Source organism: Euryhalocaulis sp., from assembly GCF_013911995.1.
GTDB lineage: Bacteria > Pseudomonadota > Alphaproteobacteria > Caulobacterales > Maricaulaceae > Euryhalocaulis > Euryhalocaulis caribicus.
Genome location: NZ_JACESD010000010.1, coordinates 35958 through 62550, shown reverse-complemented (window position 1 = coordinate 62550; position 26593 = coordinate 35958). Strand labels below are relative to the sequence as shown.

Annotated in this window: 30 protein-coding genes; 25 read left to right on the top strand and 5 right to left on the bottom strand. The window is 55.6% G+C overall.

Annotated features, from left to right (window positions below):
- Window positions 1-151: 151 nt before the first annotated feature.
- Window positions 152-901, top strand: coding sequence for a competence/damage-inducible protein A (locus H2040_RS04440; protein WP_287154831.1), 750 nt, complete (start codon window positions 152-154; stop codon window positions 899-901).
- A gap of 213 nt (window positions 902-1114) precedes the next feature.
- Window positions 1115-2230, top strand: a complete 1116-nt coding sequence (gene ald / locus H2040_RS04435) for an alanine dehydrogenase (RefSeq protein WP_287154827.1) — start codon at window positions 1115-1117, stop codon at window positions 2228-2230.
- A 3-nt stretch (window positions 2231-2233) separates the two neighbouring features.
- Here the strand turns inward: ald and H2040_RS04430 are convergent, their stop codons facing one another.
- Entirely contained in the window at window positions 2234-2695 is a 462-nt protein-coding gene (locus H2040_RS04430) for a hemerythrin domain-containing protein (RefSeq protein WP_287154823.1), read from the bottom strand.
- A gap of 296 nt (window positions 2696-2991) precedes the next feature.
- Here H2040_RS04430 and H2040_RS04425 point away from each other — a divergent pair, with 296 nt between their 5' ends.
- From H2040_RS04425 to H2040_RS04400, 6 genes are all read left to right on the top strand, one after another.
- Window positions 2992-4173: a tyrosine-type recombinase/integrase gene (locus H2040_RS04425; protein ID WP_287154821.1), complete on the top strand. Its 1182-nt coding sequence runs from the start codon at window positions 2992-2994 to the stop codon at window positions 4171-4173.
- A 796-nt stretch (window positions 4174-4969) separates the two neighbouring features.
- Window positions 4970-5488, top strand: coding sequence for an antirestriction protein ArdA (locus H2040_RS04420; protein WP_287154819.1), 519 nt, complete (start codon window positions 4970-4972; stop codon window positions 5486-5488).
- 108 nt (window positions 5489-5596) lie between these two features.
- Entirely contained in the window at window positions 5597-5818 is a 222-nt protein-coding gene (locus tag H2040_RS04415) for a hypothetical protein (RefSeq protein ID WP_287154817.1), read from the top strand.
- A 718-nt stretch (window positions 5819-6536) separates the two neighbouring features.
- The gene (locus H2040_RS04410; protein WP_287154814.1) at window positions 6537-6779 is read left to right on the top strand and encodes a hypothetical protein; all 243 of its coding nucleotides are present in this window, start codon (window positions 6537-6539) and stop codon (window positions 6777-6779) included.
- Between the two features lie 515 nt (window positions 6780-7294).
- Window positions 7295-7705, top strand: a complete 411-nt coding sequence (locus H2040_RS04405; RefSeq protein WP_287154812.1) for a hypothetical protein — start codon at window positions 7295-7297, stop codon at window positions 7703-7705.
- Entirely contained in the window at window positions 7692-8027 is a 336-nt protein-coding gene (locus tag H2040_RS04400; protein ID WP_287154810.1) for a hypothetical protein, read from the top strand. Before H2040_RS04405 ends, H2040_RS04400 begins: the two co-directional genes overlap by 14 nt.
- A gap of 4 nt (window positions 8028-8031) precedes the next feature.
- On the opposite strand, the gene H2040_RS04395 is transcribed toward H2040_RS04400, so the two are convergent.
- On the bottom strand, window positions 8032-8481 hold the full coding sequence (locus H2040_RS04395; protein ID WP_287154808.1) for a recombinase family protein: 450 nt from the start codon (window positions 8479-8481) through the stop codon (window positions 8032-8034).
- Between the two features lie 360 nt (window positions 8482-8841).
- On the opposite strand from H2040_RS04395, the gene H2040_RS04390 reads away from it, so the two are divergent.
- The gene (locus H2040_RS04390; RefSeq protein WP_287154806.1) at window positions 8842-9012 is read left to right on the top strand and encodes a hypothetical protein; all 171 of its coding nucleotides are present in this window, start codon (window positions 8842-8844) and stop codon (window positions 9010-9012) included.
- Window positions 9013-9052: 40 nt separating this feature from the next.
- A complete protein-coding gene (locus tag H2040_RS04385) occupies window positions 9053-10357 on the top strand; it encodes a hypothetical protein (RefSeq protein ID WP_287154804.1) in 1305 nt (434 codons plus the stop codon).
- 125 nt (window positions 10358-10482) lie between these two features.
- Here the strand turns inward: H2040_RS04385 and H2040_RS04380 are convergent, their stop codons facing one another.
- Window positions 10483-10896, bottom strand: coding sequence for a Ros/MucR family transcriptional regulator (locus tag H2040_RS04380; protein WP_287154802.1), 414 nt, complete (start codon window positions 10894-10896; stop codon window positions 10483-10485).
- Between the two features lie 212 nt (window positions 10897-11108).
- On the opposite strand from H2040_RS04380, the gene H2040_RS04375 reads away from it, so the two are divergent.
- The 15 genes from H2040_RS04375 to H2040_RS04305 all read left to right on the top strand — a co-directional run bounded on the left by H2040_RS04375 (window position 11109) and on the right by H2040_RS04305 (window position 24077).
- Entirely contained in the window at window positions 11109-12236 is a 1128-nt protein-coding gene (locus tag H2040_RS04375; RefSeq protein WP_287154800.1) for an acyltransferase family protein, read from the top strand.
- Window positions 12237-12361: 125 nt separating this feature from the next.
- On the top strand, window positions 12362-12886 hold the full coding sequence (locus H2040_RS04370; RefSeq protein WP_287154798.1) for a DUF305 domain-containing protein: 525 nt from the start codon (window positions 12362-12364) through the stop codon (window positions 12884-12886).
- 102 nt (window positions 12887-12988) lie between these two features.
- The gene (locus tag H2040_RS04365) at window positions 12989-13261 is read left to right on the top strand and encodes a metal-sensitive transcriptional regulator (protein ID WP_287154795.1); all 273 of its coding nucleotides are present in this window, start codon (window positions 12989-12991) and stop codon (window positions 13259-13261) included.
- Window positions 13262-13338: 77 nt separating this feature from the next.
- Window positions 13339-13698 (top strand): ion channel, encoded by a 360-nt coding sequence (locus H2040_RS04360; RefSeq protein WP_287154793.1) that lies wholly within the window; start codon window positions 13339-13341, stop codon window positions 13696-13698.
- Between the two features lie 86 nt (window positions 13699-13784).
- A complete protein-coding gene (locus H2040_RS04355; RefSeq protein WP_287154791.1) occupies window positions 13785-14162 on the top strand; it encodes a hypothetical protein in 378 nt (125 codons plus the stop codon).
- Between the two features lie 93 nt (window positions 14163-14255).
- Window positions 14256-16085, top strand: a complete 1830-nt coding sequence (locus tag H2040_RS04350) for a copper resistance system multicopper oxidase (RefSeq protein ID WP_287154789.1) — start codon at window positions 14256-14258, stop codon at window positions 16083-16085.
- Window positions 16082-16828: a copper resistance protein B gene (locus H2040_RS04345; protein ID WP_287154787.1), complete on the top strand. Its 747-nt coding sequence runs from the start codon at window positions 16082-16084 to the stop codon at window positions 16826-16828. The genes H2040_RS04350 and H2040_RS04345 overlap by 4 nt, the downstream gene beginning before the upstream one ends.
- A gap of 12 nt (window positions 16829-16840) precedes the next feature.
- A complete protein-coding gene (locus H2040_RS04340; protein WP_287154785.1) occupies window positions 16841-17269 on the top strand; it encodes a DUF411 domain-containing protein in 429 nt (142 codons plus the stop codon).
- Between the two features lie 31 nt (window positions 17270-17300).
- Complete coding sequence (locus tag H2040_RS04335; protein WP_287154783.1) at window positions 17301-18350, top strand: nuclear transport factor 2 family protein; 1050 nt, start codon at window positions 17301-17303, stop codon at window positions 18348-18350.
- Between the two features lie 9 nt (window positions 18351-18359).
- Window positions 18360-19085 (top strand): PepSY domain-containing protein, encoded by a 726-nt coding sequence (locus H2040_RS04330; RefSeq protein WP_287154781.1) that lies wholly within the window; start codon window positions 18360-18362, stop codon window positions 19083-19085.
- 95 nt (window positions 19086-19180) lie between these two features.
- The gene (locus tag H2040_RS04325) at window positions 19181-19444 is read left to right on the top strand and encodes a DUF5676 family membrane protein (RefSeq protein ID WP_287154778.1); all 264 of its coding nucleotides are present in this window, start codon (window positions 19181-19183) and stop codon (window positions 19442-19444) included.
- A gap of 3 nt (window positions 19445-19447) precedes the next feature.
- Window positions 19448-21655: a copper-transporting P-type ATPase gene (locus H2040_RS04320; protein ID WP_287154773.1), complete on the top strand. Its 2208-nt coding sequence runs from the start codon at window positions 19448-19450 to the stop codon at window positions 21653-21655.
- A gap of 156 nt (window positions 21656-21811) precedes the next feature.
- Entirely contained in the window at window positions 21812-22201 is a 390-nt protein-coding gene (locus H2040_RS04315; RefSeq protein ID WP_287154771.1) for a DUF302 domain-containing protein, read from the top strand.
- Between the two features lie 40 nt (window positions 22202-22241).
- Window positions 22242-22649 carry a hypothetical protein gene (locus H2040_RS04310; RefSeq protein WP_287154769.1) on the top strand — a complete coding sequence of 136 codons (408 nt, stop codon included), beginning with the start codon at window positions 22242-22244 and terminating at the stop codon, window positions 22647-22649.
- 99 nt (window positions 22650-22748) lie between these two features.
- Window positions 22749-24077 carry an APC family permease gene (locus tag H2040_RS04305; protein WP_353844788.1) on the top strand — a complete coding sequence of 443 codons (1329 nt, stop codon included), beginning with the start codon at window positions 22749-22751 and terminating at the stop codon, window positions 24075-24077.
- A 39-nt stretch (window positions 24078-24116) separates the two neighbouring features.
- On the opposite strand, the gene H2040_RS04300 is transcribed toward H2040_RS04305, so the two are convergent.
- Together H2040_RS04300 and H2040_RS04295 are read right to left on the bottom strand one after the other, a co-directional pair.
- Window positions 24117-26009, bottom strand: coding sequence for a type IV secretory system conjugative DNA transfer family protein (locus H2040_RS04300; protein ID WP_287154765.1), 1893 nt, complete (start codon window positions 26007-26009; stop codon window positions 24117-24119).
- 160 nt (window positions 26010-26169) lie between these two features.
- Window positions 26170-26493 (bottom strand): hypothetical protein, encoded by a 324-nt coding sequence (locus H2040_RS04295; protein WP_287154763.1) that lies wholly within the window; start codon window positions 26491-26493, stop codon window positions 26170-26172.
- Window positions 26494-26593 lie beyond the last annotated feature (100 nt).

Here is a 26593-nt window from a genome sequence, read left to right as displayed (position 1 = left end):
GGGCGGCGCGGGGCTGGCGCAGGCGGCCAGGGTCAGCACGGCGAGGGCGGTAAGAAGTCGGTTCATGTCGGGTCCTCCTGACAGAGCGCCCCATAGCTATCGGATCGCGCGCCCTATATCACCCCGGAACGCGCGATGTTTTGAGGGAAAAATGACCAGAACCGTGACCGCCGCCGTGCTGCTGATCGGGGACGAGCTTCTGTCCGGACGCACGCGGGACATCAATCTGCAGCAGATCGGACAGTTTCTGGCCCCTGTCGGCATCGACGTGGCGGAGGCGCGCGTGGTGCGCGATGACAGGGACCAGATCGTGGACGCGCTGAACACGCTGCGCGCCGCCCATGACTATGTTTTCACAACCGGCGGCATTGGCCCGACGCACGACGATATCACCGCCGATTGCGTCGCCGCCGCCTTTGGCGTGTCCATTGATATACGCGACGACGCGCTGGCGATCCTCGAGGAATGGTACGCCAAAAGCGACGCGGACCTGACCGATGCGCGCCGCCGCATGGCGCGGATACCGGACGGCGCGTCGCTGATCGCCAATCCGGTGACCGGCGCGCCGGGGTTTCAGCTTGAGAACGTGTTTGTGATGGCGGGCGTGCCGAAGATCATGCGCGGCATGCTGGAGGATGTTGCGGGCCGGCTGGAAGGCGGGACCGAGACGCAATCGGTCACCGTTCCGGCGGAAGAGCTGCGCGAGGGCGATATCGCGGCGGCGCTGGGCGAAATTCAGCAAGATTTCGAGTCTGTCTCTCTGGGCTCCTATCCCTATTTCAATGATGACGGCACGCGCGGGGTGAACATCGTGGCGCGGTCGCGCGATGCGGACGCCCTGCATGAGGCGGAGGCCGCGCTTCGCCGTCTGGTTGACGCGCGGGGCAGGTCAGCGTCCTGAAAATGCATGGCTGGTTTGCAAAAGCGCCTGTTCCCGGCGCGCAGCCCATGCCGCAGCCTCAGGCAAATTCGCGTTTGCCAGCCTCACGGTCTGGCGCCATAGGAAGCGCAGCCTTGGCCTTTGCCCCATGCCGGGCGGGGCGCATAAATACCAATAACGGCGGTCCGCCGAACGAGACACGCCGCACTCACCAGCAGCCAAGAGGGTAAGCCCATGCGTGTCGGTGTCCCGACTGAGATCAAGAACAATGAGTTCCGCGTCGGCCTGTCGCCGGCCAGCGTCCGCGAATATGTCGGCCGCGGTCACGAAGTGACCGTTCAGGCGGGCGCGGGCGCGGGCATTGGCTGCGACGACGCGGCCTATGAAGCCGCCGGCGCCTTCATCGCGCCGGACGCGGCCGCCGTCTTCAAATGGGCGGAAATGATCGTGAAGGTGAAAGAGCCGCAGCCCGAGGAATGGGTGCAGCTCCGCGAGGACCAGATCCTATACACCTATCTGCACCTGGCCCCCGATCCGAAACAGACTCAGGGATTACTGGAGTCCGGCGTCAGCGCCGTGGCGTACGAGACGGTGACCGACGCCGCGGGCGGCCTGCCCCTGCTGGCCCCGATGAGCGAGGTCGCCGGGCGGCTTTCCATTCAGGCCGCGGCGCAGGCGCTGCAGAAGAATAATGGCGGGCTTGGCATGCTGCTGGGCGGCGTGCCCGGCGTGCTGCCGGCGAAAGTGGTGGTTCTGGGCGGCGGCATTGTCGGCCTGAACGCGGCGCGCATGGCCATGGGCCTTGGCGCGGACGTCACCATCATGGAGCGTTCAAACGCCCGCATGCGCTATATCGACGACGTCTTTGGCGGCCGTATCCGCACGCGCTATTCCACCGCGCAGGACGTGGACGAGGCGATTGACGAGGCGGACGCGGTGATCGGCGCGGTCCTGATCCCAGGCGCCAGCGCGCCCAAGCTGGTCACGCGCGAGATGCTGAAAGACATGAAGCCGGGCTCGGTGGTGGTGGATGTCGCCATCGACCAAGGCGGCTGTTTCGAAACCTCCCACGCCACCACCCACGCCGACCCGACCTATGTGGTTGAGGAAGTCGTGCATTATTGCGTGGCGAACATGCCGGGCGCGGTGCCGAAAACCTCGACGCACGCCCTGAATAACGCCACCCTGCCTTACGGCCTGCAACTGGCCGATCAGGGGCTGGAGGCGATCAAGGCCAACCCGCACCTGCAGGACGGCCTCAATACGCACAAGGGCAAGGTCACCAACATGCACGTTGCCGAGAGCCTGAATCTCGACTTCGTCGCGCCGCTGGACGCGCTGGGCCGGTAAGGCTCAGCCCTCGCTCATCGGGGTAATGGCGGGCGCGACGACTTTCTTGCGGGAGTCGAAGCGCCTGCCCAGCTCCTGGGCTTCCTCTTCGCTGAACTCCTTGCGGGCGAGAGTGAAGAACTCTTCTTCCTCCTCTTCCATGTGGTGCTCGATCAGCTCCTTCATGGCGCCGAATTTCTGACCCCATTGCTCATTGTCCTTGGGCATGGTGTCGAGTTCTTCCAGCATGGAATTGACCATGTGGTGCTCGTTCTTGGCCTCGTAGGATTCAGCGGAGTCGCCCTTCTGGGTCAGCAGGTCGTAAAAGGTGGCTTCCTCCACCTTGTGATGCGACCACAGATCAATCTTGAAATCCTCGAACAGGTCGTGGCGCGTCTTCTTGGCGCGCGCCGTGGTGTCCGCGATCTGGCTCATCAGCTCGCGCGCCTTGTCGTGGTCTTCCTTGATCCGCGTATAGATATCCATGTCCGTTCAAATTCCTTGGCTGGGTTGGGCGGCGCTGATCAAACGGATCAGAAAAAATCCGGTTCCAGCGGCGTTGCGGGGATTGAGCCGCGCGGCAAACACGGCATGATCGCAGCCCACGTGCGGACGTGGCGGAATTGGTAGACGCAAGGGACTTAAAATCTTAAAAAAGTCTTAATTTAAGATTGAAAAAATCAATAAATTCAGTATAATAGCCTGTAGGCGAGATAAGAAATTTACCCACACATTCGTTACACACTTTCACATTATGAGCCCTCGCCGGAAAGGAGCACACCATGCCGGCGAAACACGTCATCATGGGCGGCAAGGTCCATCTCTATAAGCGCACCCGTTCAAAATACTGGCAGTGCTCGACCTTCCTTCAGGGCAAAAATTTTCGCGTCAGCACGAAAAAGACGAGCTTTGCGGAAGCCAAGGATATTGCCGAGGACTGGTATCTAACCCTGCGCGGGAAATCCCGAGCCGGTGAGCTCGTCACCGAGAAAACCTTCGCCGAGGCAGCCGAACAATTCTGGCGGGAATATCCGGTCATCACGCAAGGAGACCGGAACGAAATTTACGTCGAGATGCACCGTCGGCGACTGGACAAATATCTCATTCCTTATTTTGGAAAGATGGGCTTGTCGCAGATCACACCGGGCGTCGTTCAAGAATATCGGATTTGGCGGCGTGAAAACTCACTTCGTGGGGGGCCGCCTGCCCGGAGCACGATGCATCAGGAAATCGTGGTTCTGAGGCAGGTGCTAAAAACGGCGCTTAGGCACGGGTGGCTAACTCATCTCCCCGATCTAAGCATGCCCTACAAATCGGCCGGTAAAATTACGCACCGAGCGTGGTTCTCACCCGAAGAATATAAACAACTCTACACCGCGACCCGACGACGCGTAAAAGCACGACAAGGGACACGTCATTTAGGGTCCGCTCAGCAGCTGCATGATTTCGTACTTTTTATGGCCAACACCGGACTGCGGCCAGACGAGGCGCGGCATTTAGAACACCGAGATATCCAGATCGTTCAGGATCTCGATAGTGATGAGATCATTCTCGAAATTGAAGTTCGCGGAAAGCGTGGTGTCGGTTTTTGTAAGAGCACGACCGGTGCGGTTAAGCCTTACCAACGAATTGTCAAAAGAAATAACCCCAAGCCGACAGATTTGGTGTTTCCACAAAAAAACCTCTATCGAGACATGTTCAATAATATACTCAAGGAAGAGGGCCTGAAACACGACCGAGACGGCCAACAGCGAACGACATATAGCTTACGCCACACCTACATCTGTTTACGACTAATGGAGGGAGCAGACATATATCAAATAGCCAAAAACTGCCGAACCAGCGTGGAAATGATTGAGAAATACTATGCCGCGCATATTAAAAATACTTTGGACGCGTCAGCTATTAATGTGAAACGTAAGAGAAAACTAAGCAAAAATGTAGACATAGAAGAAGTTACTTGATATAAAGCTACGGCCTTGATTGTGGAGCACGATTCCGCTTTACAAGGTCACATGCGGACGTGGCGGAATTGGTAGACGCAACGGACTTAAACAAACATTTTGAGTGCGCCCGTGGAAATGCGGGACGTAGAACTGCTCAAATTCGGGGGAAGCTAACGGCCGTTTCAATGGCTCAAGCCCATCCCGAGCCAAGCCCAATCACCTTCACGGCGGATTGGGAAGGTGTAGAGACTAGACGGGCAGCATCTAAGGTCGGTAATCGCCGGCTATGATGAAGGGATAGTCCAGACCCCAAACTTCAACCCGCCGACAAGCTTGGCGCGTTGAAGGCGGCGAAAGTCGTGGCAGGTAAGAAAATCCGTAGGCCAGGAATGGCCGTGGGGGTTCGAGTCCCCCCGTCCGTACCAATCAAAATTTCAAAACATTTCCCTGTAAAGAACCAAGGCGTGGCGAGCACCCGCCTAAGCCGGTCCAGTCCAGCCCGTGGCGATTAAGGACTGGATGGTTCTAATTGTCCGAAATCGGTGCTTGAGATCCGTGATCGAACCACAAGCGCCAAGTTCGGACCTTCAAAAGAAAACGCCAGAGGTCCCGTGGACTCCTCTGACCGTTTCTCTCTTTAATTTCTTAGGGCTTCGCCCTCAGCGCGCTTCGCAAAAAATAGACGGTCTCCCGAGGCTCATTCGCCTTGCGGCTCCACTGCGCCCGCCATCGATTTTTCTCTCCGCTTGCACACCCATCCTCGACCGGAAGCAGGGGTTCATGAGCAACACGAACCCCAAGGAGGGATTTAAAAATGAAATCGAAAAAAGGAGACATCAGAATCTATGTGGCCTGTCTGGCCGCCTACAATAACGGCATCTTGCACGGCGCATGGATTGACGCCGATCAGGACGCGCACGCGATCCGCGCGGAAATCCAAGCCATGCTGGCACGGTCCCCGATAGCCGGGGCCGAAGAATACGCCATTCACGATTATGAGAGCTTCGAGGGAGCCCCCATCAGTGAATATGAAGGCATCAAAGAGGTGACCGAGATCGCCGCTTTCATTGCCGAGCATGGCAAGCTGGGCGGTGCCTTGCTGGAATATTTTTCAGATATGGACGACGCAAAAGCAGCGATTGAAGACCGCTATGCGGGCGAATATCGCAGCGTCGCCGACTTTGCCGAGGAGCTGACCGAGCAAACCGTCACCATCCCCGAAAGCCTGCAATTCTATATCGATTATCAGCGCATGGCCCGCGATATGGAGATCAATGATATTCTCGCCATCGAAACCGGTTTCGAGGAAATCCATATTTTCTGGACGACGTAAAACCGAACTGAGAGCCGTGGTGCCCATCTCGGCTCTCAGTTTTTCTAAATAGATCTCAGGGATGGCGCACAGGCGCTATTGAATAAAAACAAGATAGGAAGAATAACTATGGCTACAGGTATCTATAAGACCCAGACCCCGGAGAGCGGCGCGGAATATGCGAGCGTCGATTACGGCATGGCATTAGCGCATCATGCTATTCCGCGCTACCAGTATGAGGCTCAAGGCTATGAGCCGCCTTTCGACGAGCTCCCGACGAAGCAAGAATTTGAGGCGCGGAAAAAGCCAATCGACAAGCCCGATGAAAAAGACGACGAAGCCGAGACTTAAGGGGGCGGCTTCCTTGTAATCGCCTTTCTGCGTGTCGCCCGAAGTCGCGCACGACGAAGCGCGGTGCTGACTTGATGCATCAACACGGCGCACCGTGTTCGCGCCTCGCTCGCCGGGGGAAGACCGGCGAGCTCGGCTTGCAGGGTTGAATAGAGTTCCAACAGTTCCGCTTCGCTTAATTCCGCCAAGTCTAACTCTGTAATGTGATTGGGCATGGCTCCATCCTCCTTATCTGAGGAGCCCCGCCGATCGGGGCTCTCGTGACAAAGAGGAGTGACTGCACCGGCTCAGTCGAAGCGCACCCTTTTAGGGCCGCAACGCCAGTGAAGGAGGACGGACGGCGCGCCGGACGCCTTGCGCTCCAACATGACTGTCCTGTGCGATAACCCGATGCTTACACGAGAGGCCGTATCAGGCTGGTGCGATAGATCGGGGACAGGATGGCCAATGTCCCAGCCTCAGACCGGACGGCAAGAAGGCGGAGCGATTTGAGCGTCTCTGGTCTTTGAAACGGGTCTCGACCCAATCTCGTATGAGTGGGCCTCACGCGACATGCGGCTTCTAATCGATCAAGCTGTCATGGCCCGCATACGCTTCAAGGGAAATGCGGTTCGTGGCTCCTATTTGCCCTTGAATCTCTGCTCTCTCACCATGGTCGGGCGCTTCTCATAAAGCCGCAGCGGTTGCGGCGAACCACTCAAAAATGAGGAGCGATCCCATGAGAAATTCAAAGACTCAAAAAAACCAAACTCAATCCGAAACCAATGCCGCGCGGCCGCCGGCCTTCCGGGTCATCGGCAATGTCCGGCCGGATGATCAAAAGCCGTACTGGCACGAATACGGCGCCCTCTGGGCGCGCCGCGATGATCAACCGGGCTACGTGCTTAAACTGCACGCTCTGCCCTTCGATCCGGCCATGCCGCTGCTGATCGTTCCGCAAGAACTCGAGCAGGGCGATTAATCGTAGTGGCTATCAATGCTCGACTTCGGTCGAGCATTGATTCTTTTAGTTATTTGAGTGATAGGGGTAATAAAAAAATTATCCAAATATCAAATATAGGAAGTTAATTTTATGAATATAGTAAAATAATTAATTGACTCCAAAAAGTTAAGGGTTTAAAAATGCTCTATGCTTTCACGAATATTTAAAAAAGTAAGTTTACACGCGTTGCCTCCCGCCCTCGGCGCGGGAAGCTTTACAATGATGCTCGGGTTTGGTGCTGCTTTCAATTCGATAGCGTCCCCAGCAGGCGCACTCCTTGTTGGTCTGGGGGGAGGTGCCGCAGCAGCAATTCCCATATCATTGGGAGTGTACTTCGCGACTGACCGGGCAATCCAAAGGTTTGCTCAAGAGAGCCTTACAGATAAAGGCGTTGCTGAATCAAGCTCAAATTCAAATACATTTACTCTTTAACCTTGTCATTTTTCAAAAAATAATATTGACTGAACTCAGCTCCTTTAGAGTCGGGATAAATTATGCGTGATGAAGTTGAGGCGATTTACGAAGAGGCCCTTATTGAGCGCTCTTTAAACGGTCAGTTTGAGAGTCTGGTGGGAATAATTCGTGATGTGGCAGAAACCAACCGAGTGCGAATTCGTGCTGATGCGGTGCTGTTTTTGGCCCGGAATTTTGAAGAATTGATCATCACGCCTGCTAACATTGCTTCACAACGAAATATAATTCCCAGTGAAAATTTAAGCCGTTGGGTTATGCGTGACATAAGATTTATCATTCATAATATATCTGAAGAAAGCCGAGAGGGTTCCGATAAAGAAATATCCTCGACTCTAGTGCTAAAGTTTATTGGTCGAAATATAGAAAATTTGTGGATTATGCAAATGGCATTGTGGGGTGACGAAGAGGGGCCAAAATATGAGTCGCGATGAAAGAGCGGCCAGACAAGGCGAAATCACTCTTTCAGTAACGCTTATGACACTGGCGGGCGCCCTTTTGGGTGCAACTTTTCTTTCATTTGTAAATGTCATTAAGGATGTAACAGGAGCCCTTGTTTGGGTGGTCTTTATAGCTGTGGGTGCATCCTTATTACTTCTATTGACCAGCATCATTGTTGGCGGAAGAGGAATAGCCAGAGGGCCAAAATTTAAAGGCTGGCGTGGTAGGTTTAATATTCAGGCAGTATGTGGATTGGCGGGCTTCATTTTATTGGTTCTAGGTTACGCTTTAGCGCTGTTGTCAGCGCGTTTTTAGAAATTTAGATATCACTCGAATCTTTCCGCGGGCGCCCTAGTCGAACGCCCTTAGCTCTCGCTGACCGCATCCCTGCCTTCGTGCGTTCAGAAATCAGCTCCCACTCATATTCGGCGAAGGCCGCGATCATGGCGAATTGAAGCCGCCCCAGCGGCGTATCAGTATCAATCCCATCGGTGAGGGATCGAAAGCGGATTTGCTTTTCATAGATATCGTTCAGCACCTGAACGAGATGGAGGAAGCGCCGGCCGAGCCGGTCTAGCTTCCAGACGACAAGATGATCCCCACGCTGGAGTGATTGGAGCGCTTGGTCTAGCGCCGGTCGCTTTTTCAGGGAACCTGAGACGCCGATATCCGCGAAAATCTCATCGCAGCCAGCCTGTATCAGAGCGTCTCGTTGTAATTGTTCGCTTTGATCGTCAGTCGATATTCTTAAATAACCTACTTTTTTCAAAATTCACGCATTTCTCTATACAGTATAATCCCAAAAAGGAACCTTTTTTGTCAATGTAATATTATGAAATATTTGCGATTTCAGGGTAGAAACTGGCAGTGATTCCATAGGCTTGCGGGGCGGCTCAAAATCGGGGCGGCCCAACCCAAAAAGGTTCCTTTTTCTACGTTTTTCCCTGCGAAGGACGTCGTGACAGGTCAAGGAATCTCTCTCGTGTATCAACGGTCCATAGCCTTTTGCGCTGCCGCTCTACTCACTGCATGTGGCGATCAATTTCCGGCAGGCGCTTGGGTTCTGGACGCCGGCGCCGAGCAAGGCCCTGCCTGCTTCCAACAACAACTCATGATCAACGAACAAAGCATGACGCTCCCCGGCATGGGCGACATGCCTGTTCGCTATGAGCGGTCAGGAGAGGGATGGCGCATCATCGAGACCAGTCTCATGGGCGATGCCGTCGGCTCGTTTGAGCGCGATGGATCGCGCCTTTCCCTCACCTTTGCCGTAAGCCGCTGCGTCTATCGCCGTGCCTGATTCCTGAAAAATAGCCTTTGTCCCTATTGGAGATGTTTTGATGAAACCCCTTCTTCTCGCTGGAACCGCCTGTCTTCTGCTGGCCGCGTGTGACACCGCGCCCGTTGACTCGGGCGGCGGCGCAAACTCAGGCACGACCACACAGGAAACGAGGGCCGGCAGTGGCGGCCCACGCGCATCACGCGCGGACAGATTTGAAAACCGTGCGGCGCTGCATGCCGCTATCGCGGCGGCCTTTCCTTACAACACCCAGACGCTACAGGGCTGCGCCAGCTCGAATACGCTGCAAGTCTATGGTGAGTGCCAGACCCGTGCGGGCACGATCTATGTTCGCGGCGAGGGCGACCGGTTCTCCCATGTCGCGCTTCACACGGGCGACGTGATCGGCGAGGACACGGAGCTTGAGCGCTTCCTTGGCCTGTTCGGCATCACCGATCCAGCGGCAAGGGACTGGGCCATTGAAATCTGGCGCACCGGTTCAACCGGCAACCGCGATGCGGGTTCGTATCGCCTCAGCGCCGGAACCAACATGTATGAACAGCTTCAAATCACCGTCAGTGACAAAAGCGCGGAAGCGGCCAAAGAACGAGAAGAAGCGGCCATCGCCACCAGTACCGCTTTGATGAGCCCGGCCGAGGCCAATGCCGACCCACAGACCCGCGCGGCGCTCTTGATGTTCAAGCACCACCCAGCGCTTTTGAACTATGACGGCCCGCTCAGCTATTTTGCGGCGATCAATAATTTGGAGCGCTTTGAGCGTGTCAGAGACAGCGAATTTGATTGGCCCGCTATGGCCGACGAATTGAGAGATGGCGCGCCCGCGCTTTTGGACCAGATCAATCCGACGCTTGAGCTCCAATATCAAATCGGCCTTGGCCCCTATGATAGAAGCAGCGGGGCCTTCCCGGTCTATCTGACCGCCTCACAGGCCCGCGCCCGTGCCCGCTTTAATCGGGAGGGCGATCCCTTGGTGATCCGGGAAACAACTGTCCCGCTGGCGCGCCCTGACACACAGCTCATGAAATCCGGCCCCGCCATCGAACAGGAATTTCCGGACCTATCCATGTTCTTCGGGCGGCTCGAACAATCCCCGCTCGAACTGGATCAGGCCGTGCGGCTTGAACGGATCCCGCTAAGCGAGTCTCGGGCGCGCGCCTTCGCCGAACAGAATCCCGGACGCGACAGCTTTCGTGATGTAACCTTGAGCCTCACGGTCGAAATCACCAATGTCGCAATCGAGCAGCATGGGAATTCCATGGGCCGGGTGCCTGTCTATGATGGCACGCCGCAATCGCTGCGCGTGAACGCGTCCTCGGGCGAATTGCTCTATGAGGAAACCTTGTAGGGGCTCAGGCCAGCCCGCCGACAAAAGCTTCGGTGTCACCGGGATCAGCGCGGAATAGGCGCACTGGCGCGCCGCAGCGTTTGCGATGGCATCGCAAACGCTTCTCCACTGTAGTTGTGGTTAGCTTAGCTCTTTGATTTTGGTCGTTGCCCGGGTTTGCGGCCCAATCCCAGTTTCTTGGCTGTTGCGGAACGACGTTCGGAATATTCCGGCGCGACCATGGGAAAGTCTGACCCCAGATTCCATTTTTGCCGATACTCTTCCGGCGACAGGTCATGCACGGTGTTCAGATGGCGTTTGAGTGATTTGAACTTCTCGCCGCATTCCAGACAGGTCACATAAGAGGGCGTAACCGCCTTCTTGATCGGCACCGCCGGCTCTTGAGGTGTTTCTTGCGCACCATCCTGTGCATCGCTAAGGGCCTCATGGACATGGCTCAGCAAGGCTGACAAATCTGCGGCTTGAAGAGTGTTTCTCGACACATAGGCAGAAACAATCTCAGCCGTAATTTCAGTAAGTGGTGCCGCTTCGTTGTTCATGGGGTAGTTTTTATCCTTGAGACTTGTTGCCTGTGGCCATTAGTTGGCGAGAAGTTTGAACCACTTCGTCAGTTTGTCAATTTCATGAAGGGAACCCGCTGGCTTATTGCGAATGCCACAAAAGGGGGAGAAATTCTGGAACGCGGATTTGACCCATCAGATTTTACCAGCCTTACTGGAATCGTCGGCACATAACTTGCTGCGTTCTGTTCATGACACAGAAGACGATCGGCAATTCCGCGACCACACGCGACAATTTCTTTACGCCAATCCGCTTATGTCTGGCCGGGGCGGTTGCGCTTTCCCATTCATGGATTGTTTTTTCTGGGCGATCAGCACCAGACCCGTTCGCCTATAACGATCTGACGCTCAGCTATATGGCGGTGAACGGGTTTTTTATCCTGAGCGGCTTTTTCATCGCCAAGAGTCTCAATGATCGGCAAAATCTGATTTCATATTTTGTATCCCGCGCGCTGCGGATCATGCCCGCGCTTTTGGTGCTGGCCGCTGCCGCTGCTTTCATTATTGGTCCCGTTACCTCAGGCGTGCCGATCTGGGAGGCGCTGTTCCGAGCCGATACATACCGCTATCCGCTCAACGTAATCTCATTTTTGGACACGCGCGGCGGTCCGTCCGGTTTTGCGCCCACCAATCCCTATAGCGGAGAGTTTTCAGGATCGCTCTGGACCTTGCGTTATGAGGTTCTTGCCTATGCAGCGGCGGCCGGCGCTTTCGGGCTGGGCCTTTTGTTTCGACGCTGGGTCATTCTTGGATTTCTTTTTTGTAGCTGTGTCAGCTTTATCTATCTGACACGCGTCGGTGTTCCCGCATTCCTGCCCGACTCCGCTTGGGTTTTTAACAGGTTGGGTATCGCTTTTCTGATCGGGTGCGCCGCTTATGCTTGGCGGCATTGGATCCCCTTGCGGCTGGATCTAGCCCTGTTGATCACACTGCCGGCATTATTTGTCGATTACCGGGCCGAAAGTGAGTTGTTCGCCAATTTTGCGCTCGGTTACTGGCTGTTTCTGATCGGCACGGCGCATGCGCCCCGATTCAACGGGTTCAAACGCATCGACGATATCTCCTATGGCCTCTATATCTGGCACTGGCCAGTCATGCAGGTCCTTCTCTGGAAGGGCCTCATCGACCAACCGCTCCACATGGCGGCAACAGCCATTCCGGTGGCGATCCTGATCGGATTCGTGTCCTGGGTGCTTATTGAGAAACCTGCGCTCCATCAAAAAAGTCGCTTCTCAGACGCGATCGAACAGGCGGCGGCTGTCCTGCGTGCCCGGGTTTTCTTACCGGAAAGAAAATCTGCATATCAGCAGGTTCGCTGATTGGATGCCGCGTTTCCGTCTTTTGGAAAAAAACGGGAACCGTTTGAGATATCCCAGCGTTTGGGGGGAAATAGAACTGATGGATCAGTCGGTCTGGCACCCATCATAACCAAATGGGGGGACCTATGAATAAATATCTCAAATTCGCGGCGATGATCCTGACCGCGACACTGGTCATGTTCGGCCTCAAATATCTCAATACCTATAACTGGGGCCACGTCTTCTTTAGCGAAACGCGCTTTTATATGGCCTTCATGATGGGGGCTGCGATGGCCATCATCATGCTTGTCTTCATGCTGGACATGTACAAAGACAAGAAAATCAATATGGCGATTGTCGCGGGAAGCGTCGTCTTGTTCGGCCTCACTTTGTGGCTGGTCAGAAGCCAGCAAACGATTGAAGACGAAGCGTGGATGAAAGCGATGATCCCACACCATTCAATTGCCATTTTAACAAGTGAGCGGGCCAATATCAGCGACGTCCGCGTTCGCGAGCTGGCCAATGAGATTATCCTCGCCCAGCGCCGGGAAATCGAGGAGATGAAATTCCTCATCAAGGATATCGAGGACAATGGCGAAGCGAAAACAGAAGAAGATGCCGCAGCACGACCCGTTCCCGAGTTCAACGTGTCGCTCAATCCCGAGGAGTAAGAGCGGCACACCGCTTCCGGGCCGAGGCGGATCAGCCTCTTGAGCTGGCGGGTGTAGGCCAACCTCTTGCACAAAAAGATGATACCCCTTATGGGTATCATCATGACCGATCACAGCGCATTAAAGCCACGACTTGCCCGAATTGAGGGTCAAGTTCGGGGCGTGGCGAAGATGATTGAGGAGGGACGATATTGCATCGATATCGTCACCCAAATTCAGGCCATTCGCGCCGGATTAAGCCGGGTTGAGGACGTTGTTCTGCAAGATCATGTTGCCCACTGCGTGCAGGAAGCCATCGAGTCTGGCGATCTGGCGCAGCGCCAGGCCAAGATCGATGAACTCATGCGCGTCCTCCCCAAAAGCCGCCGGGAGTAACAACCATCGCGGCTTCTGTTTTTCTGTCGATCATTTTGGTGGGCCTCACTGCGCCGCTCCATCTCTGGGGTCTGGCCATGCTCACGCACAACTCCGTCTGGTTCGAAAAACGGGCCATGCTTTGGATCACCGTCTTGATGACCGGCATCATCGTGCTGCATGTGCTTGAATCCACTCTATATGCCGCCGGCTACTGGATCGGGCTGACTTATCTGGATATTGGTGGTTTTGAACGCATGGCGGACATCAATTTTATGAATGTTCTCTATTATTCGATTGTCACTTATTCATCTCTCGGGCTCGGCGATGCCTATCCGACAGGGCACCTCAAATTCATGACCGGGATTCAGGCGCTTAATGGCTTTCTGGCGATATCTTGTTCGGCCTCGGTCATGTTTGTCTGGATGAGAGACTATTTGCCGCAGATTCGCCGGTGACATTGTGCAATGAGCCAATTAAATCCTATAAGTCTCCCGTGAGCGTCTCGCAAACTCATATCGTTTCACGCCTGTGTGGGCGTCTGATGCTGGTCATGCTGGCGGTGCTATTGACACTACCGGCACCATCAGCCGGGGCAATGACCGTCTCGCAGATGGGTCACGAGCACGTCATGGGCGAGGCGATATCCATCGCAGCACAGAAATCCGACGCGCTGTGCGCGGCGGGCGGCACTGATCACAAGATGAGCCATTGCGACATGGACGCCAAAGCGGGCCATAATGAGGAATGCTGCGGCGATGATTGTGATGGATGCATTTGCACATCCTGCCTGACTCATCTCTCAGGTCTCATGATTGTCTCGGCAAGCGCCATGGATCATGACAGCGCTTCCAAGCTGAGTATCTTTGATCGCGCTGTCGAAACGCGCGTTACGCAAGTACCCAAATCACCACCTAAGTAACATTTTCATTGCTGCTCACGAATAATATTCGTGAAGTAATTCAATGTAATGAATGAATATGGTACAATCATATTCTAGAGGAAGGTGATATAAATGCAGTCAAGGCGAACATTTCTTAAGCAAACAGCGGTTGGCGTCGCTGCTTTCGGAGCGGCGCAACTCATGCCGGGTTGGGCGCGCGCTATGGTCCAGAGCCGGCCGGGCAACGCTTTTGACCTAACCATTGGTAAAACCCACTTTGATGTTGGCGGAAGACGCGGCACGGCCACAACTATCAATGGTACGGTCCCGGGGCCTTTGCTCCGTTTTCGAGAGGGCGAAGAGGTGACTCTGCGCGTTCATAACCAGTTGCGTGAAGACACATCGATTCACTGGCATGGCCTTTTATTGCCCAATGATCAGGACGGTGTGCCCGGCGTAACATTCAATGGCATACGACCAGACCAGACCTTCACTTATCAGTTCCCGATACGCCAAAGTGGCACCTACTGGTACCACTCCCATTCCGGGTTTCAGGAGCAGACCGGCATTTATGGGCCAATCATTATCGATCCCAAAGGCGCGGATCCTGTTCAATATGACCGTGAATATATCGTCATGTTGTCAGACTGGACCTTTGAGGACCCCAACCGTGTCTTCGCGAAACTGAAGAAACACTCCGATTATTATAATTTTCACAAGCGTACCTTTGGCGACTTTCTTGCCGATGTGCGCGAGAAGGGCCTTGGCCAAGCCGTCTCAGACCGCAAGATGTGGGCGGAGATGCGCATGATGCGCACCGACATCGCCGATGTGACCGGCGCCACCTACACCTACCTCATGAATGGACTTGACCCGGATGCCAACTGGACAGGCCTGTTCAAGCCGGGAGAACGGGTTCGCCTGCGCTTCATTAATGGCTCAGCCATGAGCTATTTTGATGTGCGCATTCCCAGCTTGCCGATGACCGTCGTCTCAACCGACGGCCAAAATATCGACCCGGTCGAAACGGACGAATTTCGCATTTCAGTTGCTGAAACCTACGATGTGGTCGTCGAGCCAAAAGCCGATCAGGCTTACACCATTTTCGCCGAATCCATGGACCGGTCCGGTTTTGCCCGAGGCACTCTGGCGCCGCGCGAAAATATGCGCGCCGCCGTGCCCGAAAGACGCAAGCCTTTCCTGCTGACCATGCAGGATATGGGCATGGGGGCCATGGCCGGTGCTGGTGCTGGAAAAGCCATGAGTTCTGACAAGAACGATATGTCGGCCGATGATCATTCTGGACATGACATGGCCGCGATGGGCGGCGCCGGTAGCGCTTCATCCGGTCATGGCGATATGGCCGGTATGGATATGGTGGATGCCGGGCATAATCACCCCAATGGACCGGGCGTGGCGATGGAGGCCATGAATCCGCAAGAGCGGCTGGATGATCCCGGCAACGGTCTGGGGGATGATGGATGGCGCGTACTGACCTATTCCCAACTCCGCAGCCTTGCTCCAAACCCGGATCCACGACCGCCTGAGCGCGAGGTGGAGCTCCATCTGACCAGCAATATGGAGCGCTATATGTGGTCCTTTGACGGATTGAAGTTCAACGAGGTCGACGGACCCATCCTGTTTACCTATGGCGAGCGTCTGCGCCTGACCTTGGTCAATGATACGATGATGGCGCATCCGATCCATTTGCACGGCATGTTTGTCGAGCTGGAAACCGGAGCCGATCAGCGCCCGCTCAAGCATGTCGTCAATGTCGAACCCGGCACCAAACGATCCATGCTGATCACAGCGAATGAGCGCGGCGACTGGGCCTTCCATTGCCATCTTCTCTATCACATGGCGGGCGGCATGTTCCGCGTTGTCCGAGTGGCTGACGCCGCTCACGCGCCGGCTCCCGCATCCCATTCCCGCCACGGCAATCATGGGGGGGCAATCAAATGAAATCCCTGACTCTAACTTTGATGGCCGGTTTCTTGGCGGCTAGCCCCGCGCTGGCTCAAGAAGGGGGACCGACATTCCCTGAATCCCGGCACGAAACCAAACATGAAATGGGCGGCCAGCTCCAATACATGATCATGGCGGATCGTCTGGAATGGCAGAGCAATAATGGCGATGAGATATTCGCTTGGGAAGGCTCTGCTTGGTATGGCGGGGATTACAACCGGCTTTGGCTGGATACCGAAGGTGAAGCCCTGATTGATGGCGAGACAGAGGCGGCAGAGGCCTCGCTTCTCTATGGGCGCGCCATCAGCCCGTATTTCGATATACGGGCCGGGCTGCGACAGGATTTCGAGCCTGATGCGAAGACCTATGCCCAGTTTGGCGTCATGGGTCTTGCGCCTTATTGGTTCGAAATCGACGCCAATGCCTATCTGAGTGAGGACGGGGATCTCACCGCCAGCTTTGAGGCGGAATACGAGCTTCTTTTGACACAAAGGCTGGTCCTCCAACCGCGTCTTGAAACCGGTTTCGCGTTTCAAGATGTCGAAGATCGCGAGCTTGGAGAGGGGTTTACCGACATCGAGGCAGGCGTGCGGCTTCGCTACGAAATCAAGCGCGAAATCGCACCCTATATCGGCGTGTCCTGGTCCCGGCCGCTTGGCGAGACCAGCTCAATCGCCTCCAGACTGGGGGAGAAAGAAAACAATATATCGGCGGTGATCGGACTCCGCCTTTGGTACTAGGAGGACCCGCTCATGATCCGTTCAATTTTAATCCTCGTCTTCACGCTCGTACTGCCAATGAGCGCAGCGGCGCAGACCACAGCCACCATGTTCAAAGGCCCATTTTGCGGATGCTGCGCCGGCCACGCCGATTATCTTCGTGAAAATGATTTTGAGGTGAGCGTTCGGGAAACCTCCGCCGAGAAATTGGCGGCGATTAAACAACGTCACCAAGTGCCTGCGCCCCTTCAAAGCTGTCACACTTTGCTGATTGAGGGGTATGTCGTCGAAGGCCATGTGCCCATTGAAGCTATCGACCATCTTCTGGCCGAAAGACCCGACATCATCGGTATTTCGCTGCCCGGCATGCCTGCCGGATCGCCCGGTATGGGAGGGCAGAAGACCGCGCCATTTACTGTCATGACCATCGGCGGTGACGGCGAACCGTTCGGGAAATTCTGAATAACCACACGAAAACAGGGGAGGCATCGCCATGTATGAACTTATCGGACCTTACTGGCATCCGATCGTAGTGCATTTCACGATCGGACTTCTGATCATCTCAGCGTTTCTTTACGCGGTCGCTTCAACGCGAAAACAGATTGCTTCGGCGCGCATCGTAGCGGATTGGACATTCGCCTTTGGCCTGTTGGCACTTCTGGCGACTGTCGGATTTGGCTTTATGGCTTACTACACAGTTGCCCATGATGATCCATCGCACGCCGCGATGACTGACCACCGTAACTGGGCATTGGTGACCACCCTCATCTTCATAGGGCTCGGCTTGTGTCGCTGGATATCAAAACGGGCTGACGCCCTTTTTACAGCAGGCATGATACTGGCAGCGCTCCTGCTGGGCATCACCGGCTTCAAAGGGGGGCATCTCGTCTTCCAATATGGGCTCGGTGTGCAGTCGATGCCCCAAGCCGAAGGACCGGGCCATGATCATGATCATGGGGATGGTGGCGACCACGCTGAAACAGCGGCCGAAACTTCTTCGCCAAGCATGCCAGATGGTCATGCTCACGAAGAAGGAGACTCTCATTCGGACGATGAGATAATGTCCGGGACGACTGCGGGTGAGACCGAGGCAATCCTGCCGGGGTCTCCGGAAGCCGCCGCACAGACCTTTCATGCAGCGCTTGTCGCGGGCGACGAAGCGGCCGTTCGCAATCTTCTCGCCGAAAACGTGTTGATCCTTGAAGGCGGCGGAGCTGAACAGTCGCTCGATCAATATGCCAGCGGGCATATGAAATCCGACATGGCCTTCCTCGGCGCAATCGAGACCGAAACGCTTTCCCGCCGAACCGGCGTACAGGGCGATAGCGCCTGGGTGGCGACCGAGACCCGTATGGAAGGCGAATTCCGCGATAGCGAAATTGCCATCAAAAGTCAGGAAACGCTGGTCATGGCGCGTCAGGACGGCGGCTGGCGCATCACCCATATCCATTGGTCCAACACGCCGCTGTATGGTGGTCATAGCGCCAGCAATGCGTCGGAGGAAGCGGGCGCCAACGACGATCACAGCGATCATGAACATTAGAGTCTTTCCGTGACTCCGATCGCCCGCCAACGCTGGTTTTCGAAGGTCCATAAGTGGCTGGCGCTTTTTGTCGGCGTACAGCTGGCCATCTGGACGGCCAGCGGCCTTGTCATGGTGCTCTATGATATCGAGATCGTTCGCGGCGAACATCTGGCCAAGCGCGGTGCAATGGCGGCGCCCCTCAACCTCGAAGCGGTGCTTTCGCTCAAACAAGTCGTTCATGCTGAACGAGAGCCCTTATCTGCTCTCTTGATTGGTAATACCGGCCGCCCGTATTGGGAAGTAACCTATCCGGATGGGGCAGAGCTCATTGATGCACGGACAGGCAGCCCGCTGACACCTCTACCTGCAGACCAAGTGCAAGCCATTGCCAAGCAGGCCTACACAGAAACCGCGAGCATAAAATCATCGCGATTGCTGGACCACGCCCCGATTGAGTGGCGCAGCTATACTCCCGTCTGGCAAGTCGAATTCTCCGACAAGGATGCTACCCGGCTATATATCCACCCCCTGACGGGCCGTATCGAAACTGTACGCACCCGGCTCTGGCGCATTTATGACATCGCTTGGATGCTCCACATCATGGATTACCGCACGCGCGATAATTTCAACAATCCACTCGTTAAGATCGCGGCTTCTCTGGGGCTGACAATCGCACTGACAGGTCTGGGTCTGGTATTTTATCGCGTCCTCCAGCCGCTTTGGCGGAAAAGACGTATCTCCAAAATCCGATAGCCTCGATGAAGCCAAAGAATTGATGAGCTGACAATGCTTGCCACATACCCCACTGGGGGTATATGGTTACCCCCATAGGGTATAGGAGGTTCGCCATGATCAAATCTGATAACCGTCTTCATATGGTGGCGCTCGGATGGGCTCTTTCCGCCACGCTCGCCAGCATCTTCATCCTGTGTGCGCTGCTCGCTCTCGCGCTGCCGGACATTACCGTTTCCCACCATTGGGTGGGTCTTTTCACATTACGGGCTGCCAGCTCCCCCATCGCATGGGTCGAGGGTGTTGCGGGAAGCGTGGCGTTTGGCTGGATTGCGGCGCTGGTTGCCGCACCTGTCTATAATCGCATCGCGGAGAAATAACCGATGGCTGACCACAATCACGATTGTTGCAAGACAGGCGATAAGGAAAGGCCGGCTGACGGTCGCTATGACCTTGTGCCGCCTGACTATGACGGCGAAGTCTATACCTGCCCGATGCATCCACAGGTCCGCCAGCCCGGACCCGGCTCGTGTCCGATTTGCGGTATGGCGCTGGAATCCGAAGGTGTGCCGCGAGGAAAGGCGAACACCACCGAACTCAATGACATGTCGCGGCGCTTCTGGATCAGCGCGCTGCTCACGATCCCGCTGGTGATTTATGCGATGGGCGACCTGATACCAGGCCGCCCTCTTGAAACTCTTCTGGACCCTGCAGTGGGACAATGGGTTCAGCTCGTGCTGGCCACCCCGGTCGTTCTTTGGGGTGCATGGCCATTCTTTGTCCGCGCCGTCGCTTCCGTACGCAGCATGAATTTGAACATGTTCACGCTCATCGGGCTGGGCGTGTCCGTAGCTTACGTCTTTTCGGTTATTGCCGTGTTCTTTCCGGATATTTTTCCGAACTCGTTTCGAGGCATGAACGGCCATGTCGCGGTCTATTTTGAGGCCGCCGCCGTCATCACGACATTGGTGCTTCTGGGACAGGTGCTCGAATTGCGCGCTCGCAACAACACCTCAAACGCCATACGCGCGCTCCTTGAGCTCGCACCACCCACTGCCGTGCGCATAACCGACAGTGGCGAGGACGCGGAAGTCGCTCTCGATGCGCTCGAGGAAGGTGATCGTCTGCGCGTGCGTCCGGGTGAAAAAGTACCCGTGGACGGGGTGATCGCCTCCGGGCGCACCGTCATTGATGAGTCAATGATCACCGGCGAAGCCATGCCGGTCAAAAAAGCCAAGGATGACCGCGTAACCGGCGGCACCCTCAACCAAACCGGCGGCTTTGTGATGATTGCCGACCGGGTTGGTAATGACACACTGCTTTCCCAGATTGTCAAAATGGTGGCCGAGGCTCAGCGCAGTCGAGCGCCCATTCAGCGTCTGGCCGATCTGGTCGCTGGTTATTTTGTGCCGGCGGTCGTTCTGATCGCTCTTGTCACCTTTGTCATCTGGGCGATTTTTGGACCGCAGCCGGCCATGGCCTACGCATTGGTCAATGCCGTCGCCGTGCTGATCATCGCCTGTCCTTGCGCGCTGGGGCTGGCCACGCCCATGTCGATCATGGTGGGGGCGGGCAAAGGCGCACAGTCCGGTGTTCTGATCCGTGACGCCGAAGCGCTGGAAACCCTGGAAAAAGTCGATCTCCTTCTTGTCGATAAAACCGGCACCCTCACCGAAGGCCATCCGGAACTGGTCGATGTACAGCCGGAAAACGGTATCGACGCAGACGCGCTTTTATCTCTTGCTGCGGCTCTGGAGCGAGGCAGTGAACATCCCTTGGCGGCGGCGATTGTGCGCGGCGCCGAGGCGCGCGGTCTTGATCCTTCCTCTCCTGATGATTTCGAGTCCATCACTGGCAAGGGCGTGAAAGGTCGTATCAACGGTCGGGAGGTTGCTCTTGGAAACCGCGCGATGATGGAAAGTGTCACGTCGGCCCCTTCGGCGTTTCTGGCCAAGGCGGAAGACGGACGCGCCAAAGGCCAGACGGTGATGTTTGTGGCGGTTGATGGCCAGCCGGCCGGATTGATTGCCGTTGCAGATCCCATCAAGGAATCCACGCCTGAAGCGCTTGATCTGCTTCATCAGGCGGGAGTCAGCGTCATCATGCTCACCGGAGACAGCAAGGGAACCGCTCAGGCTGTCGCTGATCAGCTCGGCATTGATGACGTTCGCGCCGAGGTGCTGCCCGAAGACAAGCACGCTATCGTCCGGGAGTTTCAGGAACAGGGCCATAAGGTCGCTATGGCCGGAGACGGCGTGAACGACGCCCCTGCGCTCGCCCAGGCCGATGTCGGCATCGCGATGGGAACCGGCACCGACATCGCCATGGAAAGCGCTGCGGTCACGCTGGTCAAAGGAGATCTGCGCGGCGTGGCGCGGGCCAAGCGGCTCAGTCATGCAACCATGCGCAATATCCGGCAAAATCTGTTTTTCGCTTTCATCTATAACGCGCTTGGCGTCCCGGTCGCGGCGGGTGTTCTCTACCCCCTTACCGGAATATTGCTCAGTCCGATGATTGCGGCGGCGGCGATGAGCTTTTCTTCCGTGTCGGTCATTGGCAATGCGCTTCGCCTCAACCGGTTGAAGCTCTAGTGCCATGACAAAGTCCCTTCAGAGACCCGCACTTTATTCGTTCGTCGAAGACAGGCCGAGCCGCACGCCAGCCGATGATGCATGCCCCTTCAACAGACGAAATTTCGATCTGGCACCCCGCCATGCGCCGTCGCAACTGAACAAGGAGAATGTTGCATGACCTATTATTTTTCAAAAATCATTCAGGAGTCTGACTTTAACGCCGCCGTTCAACGCACAACCAATGCACTTGAAGGCGAGGGCTTCGGCGTACTTGCCGACATTGATGTCGCTCAAACCCTCAAGAAAAAACTGGATGTAGATTTTCGGCCCTATCGGATCCTCGGCGCCTGTAATCCGGCCTTGGCGCATCAGGCGCTGCAAATGGAAGACAAGATCGGCGTGATGTTGCCTTGTAACGTCATTGTGCAGCGTAAGAACGATGAGGAGATCGAAATTGCAGCCGTTGATCCTGTCGCATCCATGTCTTCGGTGGATAACGCTGACCTGACGGAAATTGCGCAAAACGTAAGGACCAAATTGAGCGCCGTTATCAACGCGCTTTAACCCGGGCGGTCATTGCTGCCCAAATTGAAAGGAAAAAACCATGAAACATCAGATCACGGCCGTATTGGCGATGGTTCTCTTGGCGTCGGCACCCGCTTTGGCGCAAGAGGCTGAACATGCGCATGCCGCCGCTGTCGAAGCGCCGGAGGAGCATGCTTCCGATTCAATGATGGCGACCCATAAGGAAAAAATGGATCAGATGCGCGCGCTAATGGAGCAGGCGCGAGCCACGGACGATGCTGATGAAAAAGCGCGCCTGATGGCTCAACATCAGGAAATGATAGACGAACGCATGGCGATGATGATGGCGAATGACGACCACAAAGCCATGATGAAAAAATGCCATCAGCAAATGGCGATGATGCAGGACATGATAGAACAAATGTCCGCTCGTCATCAGATGATGCAAGAGAATAAAGCCGAAGCCTCGCCTGACAACCACGAGTAGGTTAGCGCTTCATTGCAACTACAAACCCACTGGTCCGGCGCGTCAGAAACCTGATGCGCCGGCCCAGGCATGAAAGCAATCAAGGCGGCTCTGACCGAAATGAAAACGGACTACAAAGAAAACAGCATCAGCCTGATGGGCGGCATCGCGATGGGAACCGGCGTCATGATTGGCGCTGGTATCTTTGCGCTCACCGGACAGATCGCTGAGCTGGCCGGGCCGTGGTTTCCGTTATCATTTATCGCCGGGGCGATTGTTACAGGATTTAGCGCCTATACCTACATTAAGATGTCAAACGCCTACCCATCGGCGGGCGGCATCGCCATGATTCTCAAGAAAGCATATGGCCCCGGCGCAATTGCTGCCGCAGCCTCTCTCCTGATGGCCTTGTCGATGGTCATCAATGAAAGTCTGGTGGCCCGTACATTCGGCACGTACGTCCTGCGCCCATTTGATCTGGGCGACAACACATTCTGGACGCCGGTGCTTGGCGTGGCACTTATTTTTTTCGCGTTCCTGATCAATGTATCAGGAAACCGGTCCGTCGGTTTGTTTTCCCTGATCACGGCCATGATCAAAATTGGGGGTATCGCTGTTTTCGGCGTCGCCGCCTTATGGGTAGGCGGATTGAGCTTTGAACCAGCCTCCTCTGCGCAGACTGCATCACCCATCGCCGGGTTTATCGCCTCGATCGCCCTTTCAATCCTTGCCTTCAAGGGATTTACGACGATCACCAATAGCGGCGCGGAAATGGTCAACCCGCATAAGAATGTCGGCCGAACCATCATCATATCGATCATAATTTGTGTGGCGGTCTATCTGCTGGTCGCCTTTGCTGTCGGCTCAAGCCTCACTCTCTCGCAAATCATCGAGGCGAAAGATTACTCCTTGGCTCGCGCTGCCGAACCGGCCTTGGGGGCTGCTGGCTTTTATTTTACTATTCTGTTGGCCGCAGTAGCGACGGCATCCGGTCTCTTGGCGAGCGTCTTCGCCGTCTCCCGTATGTTGGCGATGCTCACCGAGATGGAAATGATTCCCCATCGCCATTTTGGGATGCCGGGACCGATACAAAAACACACGCTGGTCTACACGGTCGTGGTCGCTGCATTCCTGACGGTGTTTTTCGACCTTAGTCGTATCGCTTCCCTAGGCGTTTTCTTCTATCTGGTGATGGATATTCTGATCCATTTTGGCGTATTTCGAGCACTGCGCCATGATATCAAGGCCAAAGGTTGGATCCTCATAACCGCAATGGGGTTGGATGGAATCGTACTCATGGTTTTTGCGGGAATGAAACTACGATCCGATCCGGGCATTGTTTTGATGGCAATTGCCGCTATTGCCGCGGTCTTCATCTATGAACGCTTTTTCCTTTCCCAATGGATTGTGAACGACGGCAATGGTGAGGCGTCCCATTCGTCGGGTTGATGAGACTCCCACATGACATTTTTCCCCGCGACATTTTGATTAAACCTGTTCCTTAAACCACCAATATTTGCGGGCCATGATCGGGTGCCGGTTTTCGATGAACAGCACTTGCTGATCGCGATCGAGCGTCATCATCTGATCGGCATAGGCAAGCGGGCGCTGAACATCATCATGATTAATCGTTTCTGATCCGCCGCTTGAGGATGAGCCGCCCCGGGCGCTCCTGCTGGAACCCCAGTTCTTCCCGAAGCTGATCGATCGCTTGGTCAGCGTCGTCATGCCGGTCAGATGTTCGGCATATTTCGCCGTCTCAAAATCCCGGCTGCCAAAATACTGAAACACCCCGGCATTGCTGATGAAGCTCTGCCAGCCCTTATCGCCGTAGAGGCGCATGAGCTGGGAAAGGTCCTGCGTGACCGCCCAGAGCTGCACCCCGAGCCCCGCCATGGTCGCATAGGCGCTTTCAATGAGCGTGAGTTTCTCAAGAGCGGCAAACTCATCCAAGATCACTCGCACTGGCGGACGCTCCGGATCGGCCGGCGTGCGCGTCAGATCAATGAGCGCGCTGGTAATGATCAGCCGCAGCCAGCGATTGAAGGTGGAAAGCCGATCAAGCGGCAAGACCAGATAGACCGTGACCGGGCGTTCCCCGGTCTTTAAATCCGCAAACCGAAAATCCGACGTCCCAAGGCTCTCGGTGATTTTCGGGCTTTCAAGGAAGTGCGTGTTCGACTGCGCCGTCGAAATCACGCCGGAACGTTCTTTCTCCGCCTTTTGAACAAAGCGGTAGGCGGCTGAGCGCACCAGAGGGTATTCGCTTGCGGCCATGCGGATCAGGATTTCATCGAGCGTCCCGGTAAGATCCTCGTCTTCATCGCTCTCCGATCCGGCCGGAAGCGAGAGGATTTCCCGGACCCGGCCCAAATGCCGGTGACCTTTCTCTTCCGGCGCGCTCACCACATAGAGGATGAAGCCATAGACCAACGCTTTGGCTTCATTGGTCCAAAACGGGTCTTTCTCCGCCTCGATGACCAGCGCGTCGGCGAGCATCATCGCGTCCGAGGCCAGATCGGGGTCATCCTTGTCCAGCGCGCCCAGTGGATTGAACCGGGCGATCAGCTCCCCCTTCACACCCTCGCCGTAGCGATCACTCTCACGCGAAACTTCCCACGGATCGACGATATAAACCTGCTGGCCCATCGCTTCGCGCTTGGCCGCCGTGCGCCGTGCATTTTCCCCCTTGGGATCAATCACCAGAATGGAGGAATGCGAGCGCAGCAGATTGGGAATGATGGCCGTCGCGCCCTTGCCGGTGCGTGTTGGAGCTACGGTGAGGGCGTGCATATCCCCCTCATAGACGATCGGCTCCCCGGACTCTGTTTCAAGGCCGAGAAAAAGCCCACTGCCTGATTCATGCGTGCCTAGAAGGCCCCAGCCGGTGAGGTCGTCCTTGGTCGCCCATCTTGAGGAGCCAAAAACATTCTCCAATGTTTTTGGCGGCCGAATTTTTAAGAACAATCCGGCGGCGATCCCGCCGCCGGTGACAAGGCCCAGCCCGAAGCCGAGCAAGGCGGTAATGCCGCTGATGCCCGGCTGGTCGCTGGTATCGCCGATGAACCATAAAAGAACGGCAAGCCCGGCCAAAACAGCCCAGCCATAGCGGCGGGTTAAAAACCGCCAGAAGGCGAACAGGCTGACAAGCCCGGCGCCAAGCACGGCGCCGATGATGATCATCATGCCGGTCATGCCGCGCCAAGGATTAGCGGCAGGACCAAAATCATAGGGATCATTGGGCGCGGTCTCTCCGCCAAGCATGAGACCGACCAGAATGAAGAGGGTGAACAGAGCGAGCAGGACAAGGAAGATCAGGCCAGCGATCTTGGCCGCTTTCACCCATACCGGGCGTTTGCCCTTTTGATCAGAAGCCCCCACAGCCTGTCCTGACCCTGTGGCCGATTAACGACTTATCTCATGACTGAGAAATAATTCGTCAGCGGCAAAAATATTTTCGACATCTTGAATACTATTAGATGTCTCTTCAGTCAATTTTAGGTTGTAATAACTTGCTTGATCATACCCGCGCATGACGCCTCTAGCCCTTGCGGGAGCGCTTTGGCGGAAGACGCGGGCGCGACGCATCCTCGAAACTCTCGTTCATTTCACTGTCGAGTCCAAACAGTGACCGGTCGCGTCTTGAGACCGACTCATCGAGTATCTCATAGAGGGTTCTGGCGAACTTGGGATCGCGGGATGCCTTGTTTAGCACGGTTTCGCCGGCCACGAATTTGCGTCTGGCGAGACGCTTTAATTCGCTTTTCATTTGTCGCGCGGTCAGCCGGTTAATGTCATTCTGGATCCGCGCTTTTTCCTGCATCAGCGATTTGAGTTTTTCATCTGAGGGGAGGCGTCTGGCCATAATCCGAATCCTTTCCCTTTCTCAAACGCAATCGCAGGGTGTATTATCCCCCAAATCTACTAATAGCGCACTTATACAAACTTGAAAAAGTTTGTGTGCG